This window comes from Bacteroidota bacterium, assembly GCA_018266835.1.
Taxonomy (GTDB): Bacteria; Bacteroidota; Ignavibacteria; order Tepidaquicellales; family Tepidaquicellaceae; genus JAFDZO01.
On record JAFDZP010000002.1, the window covers coordinates 354,376 to 367,723 of the forward strand.

12 protein-coding genes are annotated in these 13,348 nt (G+C 35.5%); all 12 read left to right on the forward strand.

Translation table 11 applies throughout. The features are described 5' to 3' along the window. Positions 1-3: 3 nt before the first annotated feature. The 12 genes from JST55_03385 to JST55_03440 all read left to right on the forward strand — a co-directional run bounded on the left by JST55_03385 (position 4) and on the right by JST55_03440 (position 13,338). On the forward strand, positions 4-951 hold the full coding sequence (locus JST55_03385; protein MBS1492526.1) for an ABC transporter ATP-binding protein: 948 nt from the start codon (positions 4-6) through the stop codon (positions 949-951). Next, positions 938-1,897, forward strand: a complete 960-nt coding sequence (locus JST55_03390; GenBank protein ID MBS1492527.1) for an ABC transporter ATP-binding protein — start codon at positions 938-940, stop codon at positions 1,895-1,897. The genes JST55_03385 and JST55_03390 overlap by 14 nt, the downstream gene beginning before the upstream one ends. Further along, on the forward strand, positions 1,897-3,030 hold the full coding sequence (locus JST55_03395; protein MBS1492528.1) for an ABC transporter permease: 1,134 nt from the start codon (positions 1,897-1,899) through the stop codon (positions 3,028-3,030). Before JST55_03390 ends, JST55_03395 begins: the two co-directional genes overlap by 1 nt. Then, entirely contained in the window at positions 3,030-4,160 is a 1,131-nt protein-coding gene (locus JST55_03400; protein ID MBS1492529.1) for an ABC transporter permease, read from the forward strand. The genes JST55_03395 and JST55_03400 overlap by 1 nt, the downstream gene beginning before the upstream one ends. Before the next feature lie 12 nt (positions 4,161-4,172). Continuing rightward, positions 4,173-4,679 (forward strand): GNAT family N-acetyltransferase, encoded by a 507-nt coding sequence (locus tag JST55_03405; protein ID MBS1492530.1) that lies wholly within the window; start codon positions 4,173-4,175, stop codon positions 4,677-4,679. Positions 4,680-5,007: 328 nt separating this feature from the next. Next, positions 5,008-5,349 (forward strand): ribosome-associated translation inhibitor RaiA, encoded by a 342-nt coding sequence (gene raiA, locus JST55_03410; protein MBS1492531.1) that lies wholly within the window; start codon positions 5,008-5,010, stop codon positions 5,347-5,349. Positions 5,350-5,457: 108 nt separating this feature from the next. Then, positions 5,458-6,489, forward strand: coding sequence for an HPr kinase/phosphorylase (locus JST55_03415; GenBank protein MBS1492532.1), 1,032 nt, complete (start codon positions 5,458-5,460; stop codon positions 6,487-6,489). Positions 6,490-6,556: 67 nt separating this feature from the next. Next, complete coding sequence (locus tag JST55_03420) at positions 6,557-8,356, forward strand: hypothetical protein (protein ID MBS1492533.1); 1,800 nt, start codon at positions 6,557-6,559, stop codon at positions 8,354-8,356. Positions 8,357-8,649: 293 nt separating this feature from the next. Continuing rightward, positions 8,650-9,666, forward strand: coding sequence for an ABC transporter permease (locus tag JST55_03425; protein MBS1492534.1), 1,017 nt, complete (start codon positions 8,650-8,652; stop codon positions 9,664-9,666). A 29-nt stretch (positions 9,667-9,695) separates the two neighbouring features. Next, on the forward strand, positions 9,696-10,781 hold the full coding sequence (locus JST55_03430) for an ABC transporter permease (protein ID MBS1492535.1): 1,086 nt from the start codon (positions 9,696-9,698) through the stop codon (positions 10,779-10,781). A gap of 156 nt (positions 10,782-10,937) precedes the next feature. Further along, entirely contained in the window at positions 10,938-11,165 is a 228-nt protein-coding gene (locus JST55_03435) for a DUF2795 domain-containing protein (GenBank protein ID MBS1492536.1), read from the forward strand. A 118-nt stretch (positions 11,166-11,283) separates the two neighbouring features. Further along, on the forward strand, positions 11,284-13,338 hold the full coding sequence (locus JST55_03440; GenBank protein ID MBS1492537.1) for a BamA/TamA family outer membrane protein: 2,055 nt from the start codon (positions 11,284-11,286) through the stop codon (positions 13,336-13,338). Positions 13,339-13,348 lie beyond the last annotated feature (10 nt).

Consider the following 13,348-nt stretch of genomic DNA (forward strand, 5'->3'; position numbering starts at 1 on the left):
TCTTTGGAAGAAATAATTAAAATATCGAATCTAAAAAAAGTTTACGGAGATGTTACCGGAATAGATGACATTTCTTTCAGCATTTATAAAAATGAAATGTTCGGCTTCGTGGGTCCCGATGGCGCAGGAAAGACAACGACAATCCGTTTGCTCTGCGGACTTATAAATCCAACCGAAGGCACTGCCGATATAATGGGCTATGACTTACGAAAAGATAAGATGAAGATAAAAAATAATATCGGATACTTATCTCAGAAGTTTAGTTTATATACCGACCTTAGCGTTGACGAAAACATAGAATTTTTTGCAGATATTCATGGAGTAAAGAACTATAAAGAGAGACGGGATGAGTTATTAAAATTTACAAGACTCACTGACTTCAGAAAATTTTTTGCAGGGAAACTTTCCGGCGGTATGAAGCAGAAACTTGCCCTTGCCTGTACACTCATTCACAAACCGAAAATAATTTTCCTTGATGAACCGACTACGGGAGTTGACCCTGTTTCACGCCGTGACTTCTGGAAAATCCTTTCCGACTTAATCAAAGAAGAAATTACAATTATAATTTCCACTCCGTACTTAGATGAAGCTGAACGCTTCAATCGTATAGCTTTATTTGATAATTCAAAGATTTTGAGATTAGATACCCCTGCACACATAAGAGAAGGTCTGAATAAAATTGTAATTGAAATAGTCTGCTCGGATATAAGAAAATCTGATAAAGTTTTAAGAGAAAACACAAATTTTGAAATTCAGACTTTTGGCGACAGATTAAACGTTGTTGCAGATAATTTTGAAAAAGATTTTCCTTTGATAGAATCCATACTTAATAAAAACGGAATCGAAGTTTCCGATAAGAGAATCATTCCCGCATCACTGGAAAATGTTTTCATTCATTTACTAAAGAAACAGCATCAGGAAGAAGAGGTGAGCAAAAATGAGCATCACTAATTCAAATAACAACGGTAACTCAATCGAAGTAAAAAATCTGACAAAGAAGTTTGGCAATTTTACATCGGTTGATAGTGTCTCATTTGATGTCCACAAAAGTGAGATATTCGGATTTCTGGGAGCGAACGGGGCAGGAAAATCTACTACAATAAAAATGTTGTGCGGAATACTTGAACCGACTTCAGGAGATGCAACAGTTGGCGGATTTTCTATAATGACACAATCCGAATCTGTAAAAAGAAATATCGGATATATGTCTCAGAAATTTTCTTTATATAACGACTTGACCATTGAAGAAAATATAAATTTCTTCGGCGGCGTTTACGGTCTCGAAGGCGAAGACTTACTGAAAAGAAAAAAATGGGTGCTAAAAATTGCGAACCTTGAAGGCAAAGAAAAATTACTAACGGGCTCGCTTCCTACTGGAATAAAACAAAGACTTGCATTAGGAACGGCAGTAATTCACTCCCCTACTATTGTCTTTCTTGATGAACCGACAGGCGGAGTTGACCCAATCGAGCGCAGAAATTTCTGGAATCTCATCAATGATTTATCCGCAGAAGGCACAACAGTATTTGTAACGACTCATTATTTAGATGAAGCGGAGTTCTGCAACAGGATTTTATTAATAGATGCGGGAAAAATAATCGCAGGCGGAAGCCCAAAAGAATTAAAAGAAAAATACATAACAACAATAATTTTAGAAATCGAATGCGATAGAACCATTGATGCATTAACATTACTGGAAGATTCTGATTTTTTTGACAGTACTACAATTTTTGGTAACTACATTCACGTAAAGCTGAATGAAAAAACAAGTGAAGATGAAGCAAAAGAATTTATCAAAAAATTACTTGCCGAGAATAATATAAAAGAAAAAAGAACCGATAAGATTTCACCTACGCTTGAAGATGTTTTTATAACTTTGCTTGAAAAGAAAAATTAATGTTTACAAGAATATTTGCCATAGTGAAAAAAGAGTTCAGACAAATCGTCCGCGATAAGCGTTCGCTGATTCTCATTTTTTTCTACCCTGTATTCATGCTTATTTTATTCGGATATGCTCTGAACTTCGATGTTACTCATATTAAAATTGGAGTGTATGATTTAGAAAAATCAGAGTTTTCAAGAGAGTTCATTAAAACATTTAACTCTTCAGAATATTTTGATATAGTAAAATACATCAGCGCTCCCGATGAAGTAAATCAATCACTCGTTGATAAAAGTGTTCAGTGCGTGCTTACAATCCCAGCTGATTTCTCTCAAAAGTTTTATTCTAAAGAAAAGACAAACGTTCAGTTCTTAGTTGACGGTGTTAACGGCAACACTGCTACAATTATAATGAACTACGTCAATGCAGCAACGCTGGGGTTCTCACAAAAAATTTCAGCAGATATTTTTGCAAAGGCAGGCGGTAAAATTACAATGCCTGTGAATATATCAGGCGTTTTCTGGTACAATCCCGATCTGAAAACGACTGAGTTCCTAATCCCGGGTCTTATTGCAACAATTCTTATTGTCATCTGCGTTACACTCACTGCTGTATCGATTGTCCGCGAGAAAGAACAGGGAACAATAGAGCAGATTAATGTCTCCCCCGTTTCTCCGTTGGAGTTAATTCTCGGGAAAATTATTCCGTACATTTTGTTGGCTATACTTATTTCAATTTTAGTTCTAATACTCGGCGCAATTTTATTCGGAGTTCAGATAAAGGGAAGCATCTTGTACATGTTCATAGGGACGTTATTATATCTTATTGCTTGCCTGAGTATGGGAATTTTTGTTTCTACTATTGCTGACTCAATGCAAGTCGCATTTCAGCTCAGCACATTAATATCCCAGCTGCCTACAAATATTTTATCGGGATTTATTTTCCCTATTGAAAGCATGCCGGCACCGATTCAGATTATTACAAATCTCTCCCCTGCTAAATTTTTCCTTGTAATACTCCGTTCAGTAGTTATTAAAGGCACAGGCATAGAAACATTTTGGCAGCAATATATTTACCTGACGATTTTTGCTTTAGCTTTCTTAACAATTGCTATGATTCGCACTGCGAGACAAAGGAGGACTGTGTAATGCAGTTGCTGATTCAATTCATAAAGAAGGAATTAATACAGTTCAGGCGTGATCCGAAGATGTTTGCAGTTGTGTTAGTCTTACCAGTACTGCAGTTAATTATGCTCGGCTACGCCGCTAACTTTGATTTAAATATAGTTCATACAGCCGTACTTGACAGGGATAAATCAGAGGCAAGTCGTGATTTCATTCAGCTCTTTGAAAAATCGGGTTACTTCAATATGGATTATTATGTATCAAGTTATGATGAGCTCACTGACTTACTCGATAAAGGAAAAGTCTTAACTGCCATAGTTATACCTACAGAATACGAAAAGAAAATTAATTCAAACCGGACTGCAAACGTGCAGTTAATCTTCGACGGCTCAGACGGAAACAAAGCAGCAATAGCTGCGGGATATGCTGCGGGAATTGTATCGGGATATTCACAGGATTTATTACTTGAGCGCGCGGAACGAACAGGAAGAAAAACTACTATCATAGGAACAATCACTCCCGAAGTAAGAATATGGTATAACCCCAACCTCACAACACGCACTTACATGCTGCCCGGAATTGTAGGACTTATAATTTTAATCGTTACAACAAGCTTAACATCACTTGCAATTGTTAAGGAGCGTGAGGTTGGTACGCTCGAGCAATTGATTGTCACTCCTGTAAAACCCTATCAGATGATACTCGGCAAATTTATTCCGTTTATAATAATAGGATTTGTATCGTGCACAATTGTGCTTACTGTTATGAGGTTCTGGTTCGGCATTGAAGTGAAGGGCAGCATAGCTTTTTTATTTTTATGTACATTTGTTTATATGCTCTCAACATTGGGACTCGGACTTTTTGTATCCACAATTTCCAAAACTCAGCAGCAGGCAATGATGACTTCTGCATTCGGTGTTTTGCTGCCAATGCTTTTCTTCTCGGGATTTATTTTCCCTATAGAAAACATGCCGAAGATTGTACAGTACATTACCTATGCAATACCGTTAAAATATTACATCATAATGATTCGCGGAATTGTTTTGAAGGGAAATACATTGATGGATTTATGGCAGGACTTATTGATTCTTTTCGGAATAGGAGTTGTCATACTTGCGTTAAGTTCACTCCGCTTCAATAAAAAACTCGATTAGAATTTATAATAAGTGGATATAATAAGATTTTCAGATAACGATTCTGTTGAAGAGCTTACCTCATTGCTGCATGATGCTTACAAAGTACTTGCAGATATGGGGCTGAACTTTGTTGCTACGTATCAGACTGCAGAATACACAAGAAATTTTTTAAAGAACGGTGAGTGCTTTATTATAAAAAATGAAGACGGCAGGATAATAGCGACTGTGATGTATTATAACTCCCCATTCATGAAAGAAAAAGATACTCCTGAATGGTACCTGAACGAGTTCGTTGCATACTTCGGAAAATTTGCAGTTCATCCTGAATATCAGTGCAAAGGAATCGGTGGAAAGATGATGGAATTTATGGAAGAATATGCAAAATCAAAAGACAAGACTGAGCTTGCTCTGGATACTTCGGAGAAAGCACTGCATCTTATAAAACATTATGAAAAGAAAGGATACAGATTTATTCAGCATCACCAATGGGATGTGACTAATTATAGGAGTGTGGTGATGAGCAAAAAGCTGTATTAATTAACAACAGAGCGGTCTTTTTTTTAAACGCAAAGAGCGCAAAGTTATTCGCAAAGACAGCAAAGAAGATAGATAATTAACAAATCGCTTTATAAAATATTCTACAAATTTTAAACTCTGCTTTGCGACTTTTGCGTAAATCTTTGCGTTCTTTGCGTTTAATTAAAGAGTGTTTAATTTGATTAAAATGTTAAAATTCTGAACTTAAAACCGAAAATTTCGTTATAAATTATGTGAAAAATATGCCAAAATAAATTGTTTTTCTAAACATTCTTTTGCATATTCACAGTGAGAATAGTTAATTTCTAACAAATAAAATCGGACAAAAATGAAAGTAAACTTCACTTCCAGACACTTCAAACTCCACGAAACTCTCCAAAACCAAATTAAAGACAAAGTAGAAACGTTAGACAGAAATAGTCACCCGATTATTCATGCTGACGTTATTTTATATTTTGAAAGGTCTGTTAACAGCATTAAAACATGTGAAATAAATGTGAAGATTAAAAATAAAATATTGATAGCAAAGGAGTCATCAGAAGACTTCCTAAAATCCGCAGATAAAGCAGTTGAGAGAATAGATTCACAGCTGTTCAAATATTTTGACAGAAAAAAAAACGGCAAAAAAGAGTCTCTTAAGTATGCCGAATTAGAAGAAGAAGAAGCATAAATTTAATTTCAAATATTATTAAGGCGGATGAACTCCGCCTTATGTTTTTACTACAGAATTTTTTAATTAAGCTTTAAGTTTTTTAATTGAATAATCCCGGATGCATTTATGCATAAATTCAAAGATATAAGAGAAATAAAGAAGGAGTCTATAACAGTAGAATTCTTTTATGAGCAATGTAAGGAAAGATTTAAGCTTGAAAAACTTTCTCCCGGAGCAATTCTGCCGGAAAAAATAATTACCGATAAAGATATTCACCGTCCCGGTCTTGCGCTTGCAGGCTATGTGGACTTATTTACCAATGACAGAGTGCAGATTTTCGGCAACACTGAAATGAAATATTTAAATCAGTTAACTCCCGAAAAAAGAATCGAGACACTCACACAATTTTTTTCATTCAATATTCCATGCGTAATTATTACCAATGATAATCACGCAATACCTGAAATAAAATTTTTAGCAGAGCAGAGCAACACTCCCCTTTTTTGTACCCCATACCCTACAACAAGATTCGCATATTTCATAGCAGATTTTCTTGACGACCAGTTCGCAGTTCAGGCAGCTATACACGGTTCGTTCATTGATGTTTATGGAGTAGGGTTGTTGTTCTATGGTAAATCAGGAATAGGAAAATCAGAAATTGCTCTGGACTTAGTTGAGCGAGGGCACAGACTTGTTGCCGATGATATTGTAATGGTGCTTAAAAAAGGAGAATCTGTTTTAATGGGAGCAGGAACATCGCTCACAAAAAATTTTATGGAAATCCGCGGACTTGGAATAATAGACGTCCGCAGCATATTCGGAATCCGCGCAATAAGATATCAGAAAAGAGTTGAGGTTATAGTAGAGCTTGAGGACTGGGATAAGAATAAGGCGTATGAAAGAACGGGACTTGATTCAAAAAATATTTCACTGCTCGGAATAGATGTAGAGCATGTAAATCTTCCGATTTTTCCGGGGAAGAACATCACGGTAATTGCGGAAGTAATTGCTTTGAATTATCTCTGCAAACATTACGGATATAATGCAGCAGTCAAGTTTCAGGAGAGTCTTGAAGCGCAGATACAAAGTAATTCATTCAAAAGAAATAAAAACGGCTTGGATAGAAGTATAGAATACTTCGAGCACGATTTTGAGTAATCAGTAGTAAGTATTCTCTCGATAAAAATAAATATTCATTAATAGTTTTAGTTAATCAAAAAGAAAAATGAGAAAAATAAATTTCTTAATTGTTCTTGCTCTTCTGGGAGCAATAACCCTCACTTCCTGCGGAAGAAAGAAAACAGAAACAGTTGAAAATAAAAACACTATTAAGCTGATAACACCGCTTGACCCGCCTGATACGAAGGATGCGGTAAACGGTGACTGGGTTGTAAAGCATGAAATGGCAGATGCCGAAAAACTTATGCCGACTGTTACTAACGACGCAACTGCAGCAGAAATAGATGACTTAATTTATGACGGTTTATTAATTGTGAACAGAGAAACTTATCAGATAGAGCCGTTAATCGCAAAAGAACTTCCTGTAATATCCGATGACCATATGTCGTATACTTTCACATTAAAAGAAAATGTTACTTTTTCCGACGGCACTCCTTTAACAGGTGAAGATGTAATTTTTACAATTAAGAGCATAAAGATTCCTTTTGTTGATGCGCAGGCATTAAGAAATTATTTTGATGATGTAAAAAGCGCAGAGCTTGTTGATGGAAACAAATACAAAGTAAAGATTAATATGTCTAAACCTTACTTTAAAACGATTTACACTTTAGGTGAAACAAAAATTACTCCTAAGAAAATTTTAGACCCGCAAAACGTAACTGATAAATTTACCTGGGAAATGATTGCAGAAGCTGCAGCAAATCCTGACCCTAAAAAATATCCTGATATGGGCAAATTTGCTGATTTCATGAACTCACAGGATGTTGCAAGAACTGCAAAATATGTGGTAGGTACAGGTCCTTATAAATTTGAGAGCTGGAAAACAGGGCAATCAATCACTCTCACAAGAAATGAAAACTACTGGAATAAAGCAAATGTACCTAACTATCCCAATAAAGTAGTTTACAAAGTTATTCAGGATCAGAATGCAGCTATCGTTGCTGCAAAGAATAAAGAAGTTGATTATATGTTTGCAATTAATCCTGCTGACTTCTATCAGAACGTAACAAACCCTGAGCAGTTCAATCTTAAGAAAGCAATTGTTCTTGAACCAACTTATGTTTTCATCGCATGGAATAATGCAAAGCCATTGTTCAAAGATAAAAAAGTGAGATGGGCATTAACCTATGCAATCAACAGACAGGATATTATAGATAAAATTTTGTTCAGCGCTGCAGTGCCGATTGAATCACCTGTATTTTACAAGAGTAAGTATGTAAACGATAAGCTTCCTCATATTGATTATAATTTGGAAAAATCGAAACAGCTTCTTGATGAAGCAGGATGGAAAGATTCTGACGGCGACGGTATAAGAGACAAAATTGTCGATGGAAAGAAAATGGATTTCAAGTTCACATTCATGAACAACAACAATCCTAAGAGAAAGAAAGTAATGCTTATTGTAATTGAAGGGTTGAAACAAATCGGAATTCAGGCAGACTTACAGGAATATGAGTGGTCGGTATTTTTGGATAAACAAAAGAAACATGAATACGATGCAGGTTACGGGGCTTGGCAATTATCTGTGACACCGGAAGATCCTTATCAGATCTGGCACTCATCACAGGCAGAAGGTGAAGGAAGCAATTACATCAGCTATAAGAATCCTGAAGCAGATAAGATTCTCGAAGAGAACAGAATTACATTCGATGAAACAAAACGTAAAGAATTACTTGATAAATGGCAGCAGATTATTTATGATGACCAGCCTGTTACATTTATGTGGACTGAGACATCCAGATATTTCTATAGCGATAGATTCAGAAACACCAGATGGTATGCATATCCTGCATCAGGTCTGGTAAATGAATGGTGGACTCCGACAGCTAAGCAAAGATATCAGTAGGAGTTTGTTAAGTATTTTCATTATGTCCCAAACAGGGGTTTGGGACATAGAAATTTAAATAATATAATATTTGATTTTATTTCAGATTCGTCTCCGTCCCAAACCCCTGTTTGGGACGGCTCACTAAAAGAATCTAACCCCGTTCTGACAAGGATGGGGTTACTTTTTTAGACCTGCAAAAAAATATCAGAATTCAAATTTGGTATTAGAATCTGTTATCTTTTTGCTTTATATTTGTGGATTATAAGTAACCTTCAGCAGAAAACAATTTTTATCATTAAAATAATCTTCTAATGACACAATACGTCATAAAAAGAATTCTTCTTTTTATTCCCACCCTTATAATTATTACGATTATTACATTTTGTGTCTGCCGTCTTGCACCCGGAGATCCGACTGAAATGAAAATGGGTAATACAGGAGAAACTCAGAAGTCCGATGCAAAAAACCAGATTAACGAAACAACAAAAAAATATTACAGGCAGAAGTTCGGTCTTGATAAACCGCTTTATCAGCAGTATTTCATCTGGATGGGTAATATGCTTCAGGGCGATTTCGGAAATTCATTTAAGGATAACAGACCTGTTATAGAAAAAATTGTAGAGAGAATTCCGATTACATTAGGAATGAACATTGTTTCATTCTTCCTTATATATTTAATTGCAGTTCCTATAGGTATATACAGCGCCACAAAGCAGTATTCATTGGGAGACAGGGTAACAACAATACTGATGTTTATCTTATACTCACTGCCAAATTTCTGGCTGGGGACACTTGCAATTGTTTTTCTCTGTAACGTTGAGTACATAAAAATCTTCCCGACTTCAGGAATGACTTCAAACAACTATGACCAGCTATCGGGAATAGCAAAATTATGGGATGTTGCGATGCACTTTGTGCTTCCAATTATTGTGCTTTCAATAGGAAGCTTTGCATTTATTTCACGACAGATGAGAAGCTCAATGCTTGAAGTTATAAGACAGGATTATATAAGAACAGCCCGCGCAAAAGGTTTATCTGAAAGAAAAGTTATACTTAAGCACGCATTAAGAAATTCATTGATTCCGATTCTTACTTTACTTGGCGGACTTTTACCTGCAATGGTCGGCGGAAGTTTTATTATTGAAACAATTTTCTCAATTCCCGGTGTTGGCCAGCTTGCAACACAGGCAATTTTTGACAGAGACTACCCTATCATTATGGCTGAGTTATTTTTAGTTTCGTTCCTTACAGTTATCGGAATATTGCTTGTAGATATTTTATATTCAATAGTTGATCCGAGAATTGCATTCAATCAAAAATCTGCTTAATAAATTTTATATAAAATTTTATTTACAAAATGAGTTTACAGGAAGAAAATAGTGAACCGCAAGGTTTAACAGAAGACCAGATAAAATCTCAGAAAGAAGTTGACTCAACTTACTGGTCATTTGTAAAGCATCAGTTCAAAAAAAATAAACCCGCAGTTGTATCGTTATACATTGTATTATTGCTTGTGATTTTAGCTGTCTTCGCAGACTTTTTAGCGTACAGCAAACCAATTTATACTTCATATAATGGGCAGACATATTTTCCGGTATTCAAAGATTATGCCGTATCAATGGGACTTACAAAATGGGACCCGCCGGAGCTCATTAACGTAAACTGGAAAACACTTGATGACCAGGGAAAACTCGGCACTACGATCTGGCCATTGATTACACCTTACGGTCCGGGTGAAGTTGATTTATCGAATGTTCTTTCAAAACCAACAAGTACACATTTATTAGGAACTGACCCTATCGGCAGGGATTTAGTCGCAGGACTTATACACGGCTCGCGGATTTCTTTATCTGTAGGTTTTGTTGCCGCAGGTTTAGCTGTGCTTATAGGTGTGCTTTTAGGCAGTCTGGCTGGGTTTTATGGAGGAACAGTGGATATTCTTATTATGAGATTTGTGGAAATTATGACGAATATGCCAATTTTCTTTTTGATTATAGTAATTGTTGCGATTTACGGTTCAAGTATATGGTACATTATGGCAGCTATCGGTCTAACAGGCTGGACAACAGATGCTAAGCTTATTAGAGGTGAAATTCTTAAAGTAAGAAATATGGAATATGTAACGGCTGCTAATTCAGTCGGTCTGCCGAATATGAGAATATTATTCAGACATATTTTGCCCAATGCCATTGCTCCGGTTCTGGTATCGGGTGCATTTGCAGTTGCATCAGCTATTTTAATTGAAGCATCTTTAAGTTTTCTTGGATTTGGTGTAAAAGCAACAACGGTAACATGGGGTTCATTGATCAATTCTGCCAGAGAGGCTTCAAATGCCTGGTGGCTTGCAATATTCCCCGGATTTATGATATTCTTATCTGTTGTGGCATATAACTTGATAGGAGAAGGGTTAAGGGACGCTTTAGACCCGCGACTAAGAGATTAGTATATATTGAAACTTTTAAGCAAAAATTCAGTTAATTGAATTGAAAGCAGTTAACAAAAGTTTACAAAATATTTTTAATATTTTAGTTTGAAGTAACGAAATTTTTCGTTAATTTTGCTAAAATTCATTTATTAACATTTTAAGGAGGAACATAAAATGGTTTGGACGCTTGAACTTGCTTCCTATCTTGACGACGCACCATGGCCAGCTAACAAATCAGAACTTATTGATTACGCTACCAGATCCGGTGCTCCGCAAGAGGTCGTCGAAAATCTGGAAGATCTTGAAGACCATGACGAACCGTACGAAAGCATAGAAGAAATTTGGCTTGATTATCCTACAGACGAGGACTTTTTCTACGACGAAGAAGCTAAGGATTTTTAAAGAAATTTCGAACTATATTTTTTAAAGCCCAATAATTATTTTATTATTGGGCTTTTTTTGTTATTAAGAGTTATTAATTTTGTGATATAGCCTTATAAATTCAACTTTTCTCCCCATAATGAGTTTAAGAAAATATCTGATTCTTTTTTTCGTATTCATTGCTTACTTATGCGTATATTCACAGGAAAATGAACAAGATCCCGGCACTCCGAAAAATTACAATATAAAGCTTCAGGAAGTTGAGTTCCAATTTAACGGCACTCAAACCTTTGACGAATCACTGCTTGAAGGAATTATAAGCATTCCCAAAAGTGACGGTTTTCTTACATCGGAATTTTACACTGACTCAAAACGAATTCAAAAATTTTATTTCGATAACGGCTTCTTAGATGCAAAGGTGGATACCTCATCAAGAATGGGAGATGACAGCACTAAAATAATTGCAATTTTTAATATCAGTGAAAAAGAAAGATACAGAATAAACAGAGTAATTTATAATGGAATTGAGAATGTAACTTCCGATATGCATTCACTTCTTAGTGCAAATACTATTCTCAGGGAAGGAAAACACTATAATAAAACAGATGTACAGCTTGAGATTTCCAGAATTCTGACACTGCTTGTAAATAACGGATATGCACTGGCTCAGGCAGATGTCCCCGATATAGTAAAATTCATTTCCAAAGACAGCACGCTTACCAATAAAGTAGATATAATATTAAATTTCACTCCGCGCTCAAAATTCAATTTCGGTAAGACATCTATTACTTTAATCAATAATATATATGATATTGAAGCAAATGATTTACGCAGAGAGCTTCAATATAGTGAAGGTGAAGTTTACAGCAAAGAAAAACTTGTAAGCAGTGAAAACAGAATTTCAAAAATTGCAATTTTTGAGAACGGAAGGATTCAGATTGATAAAATTGATTCGGTAAAGCAGATAATTGATTTAAAAATTAATGCAATTGTAACAAATAAATATGAGCTTAAACCGGAAATTTTCGGGTTTGATATTGACGGAAGATTTTACGGCGGCGCCGGTTTAACATTTATAAACAAATATTTCTTCGGAGGCGGCAGAGTATTTACTGCAGGAGTAAAAGCTTTGTTACATGATTTTGATTATTATCGTTATGAAGGCCTCATGACATTGTATCAGCCTCATTTGTTTGACAACGACAAAATAACAGGCACAGATAACTTTGGTATAACAAGCCAGAACAAAGCAGATATAAATGATCAAAGGTATAATATTACCAGTGTAAAAAATCTTGCAAGCATGAAATATGAACTACGTTCATTTACATATTTTAACAATCTTCTTTTGGACTGGAAACTCGGGAATGAAAGATTATCTTATTACGATAATCTGCTGGTTATAACTCCTGAAAATGATACACTATTAAAACTGAACCAACCTGTAATTAATATTTTCACATCCTCCATTGGTTTTTCTTTAATTCATAATCAGGTAGATAACTTACAATTCCCAACTACGGGTTCTTATGCCGCATATTCATTTGAAGAAACAGGCTTACTCGGACTTCTGGTAAAAAGTTTGTTTAATACATCTACTTCAAGTTATTTTAAGCTTACTACGCAGAATAAAGTATTCTGGGATATAAGCAAAGAAAATACGGGTACATCCGTTCTCGGTACAAAAATTATTATAGGGAATATTTTTCAATACGGAGATAATAAATATTTAGTTGATACTATAAATATAGATGACCAGTTAGTACCAAATGAATCCAATTTTACGATTGGCGGCAGCGCAACATTAAGAGGTTGGCGCGCAGGAAGACTTGCTGCAAATGTTGACCCTGAAATCGGGGGAGGATTTATAATTGACGGCAGCTTTGAACACAGAACAAAACCTTTTGCTAAATCCAAAAATACATTGATAAGAGATTTAGGATTTGCTTCTTTTCTTGACTATGGAAACATCTGGGATAGTTACAAAAGTTTCAGGTTAGATCATATTGCTTTGGCAGTCGGCGCAGGTATCAGATACTATACTATTGTTGGTGCTTTCCGTTTTGATTTAGGTTTTAAATTATATGACCCCGGCGCACCTGAAAAACAGTGGCTTTTTCAAAATGATATAGGTACAATTTTTAAAAGCGGTGAAAAAATGCAGATTCAATTCGGAATCGGAAATACTTTTTAAGAAATACATT

Bases quoted from the DNA above. Each gene is read 5' to 3' on its own strand.
- JST55_03390 (MBS1492527.1), top strand. From the start codon at position 938: ATGAGCATCACTAATTCAAATAACAACGGTAACTCAATCGAAGTAAAA.
- JST55_03395 (MBS1492528.1), top strand. From the start codon at position 1,897: ATGTTTACAAGAATATTTGCCATAGTGAAAAAAGAGTTCAGACAAATC.
- JST55_03400 (MBS1492529.1), top strand. From the start codon at position 3,030: ATGCAGTTGCTGATTCAATTCATAAAGAAGGAATTAATACAGTTCAGG.
- raiA (MBS1492531.1), top strand. From the start codon at position 5,008: ATGAAAGTAAACTTCACTTCCAGACACTTCAAACTCCACGAAACTCTC.
- JST55_03415 (MBS1492532.1), top strand. From the start codon at position 5,458: ATGCATAAATTCAAAGATATAAGAGAAATAAAGAAGGAGTCTATAACA.
- JST55_03420 (MBS1492533.1), top strand. From the start codon at position 6,557: ATGAGAAAAATAAATTTCTTAATTGTTCTTGCTCTTCTGGGAGCAATA.
- JST55_03425 (MBS1492534.1), top strand. From the start codon at position 8,650: ATGACACAATACGTCATAAAAAGAATTCTTCTTTTTATTCCCACCCTT.
- JST55_03430 (MBS1492535.1), top strand. From the start codon at position 9,696: ATGAGTTTACAGGAAGAAAATAGTGAACCGCAAGGTTTAACAGAAGAC.
- JST55_03435 (MBS1492536.1), top strand. From the start codon at position 10,938: ATGGTTTGGACGCTTGAACTTGCTTCCTATCTTGACGACGCACCATGG.
- JST55_03440 (MBS1492537.1), top strand. From the start codon at position 11,284: ATGAGTTTAAGAAAATATCTGATTCTTTTTTTCGTATTCATTGCTTAC.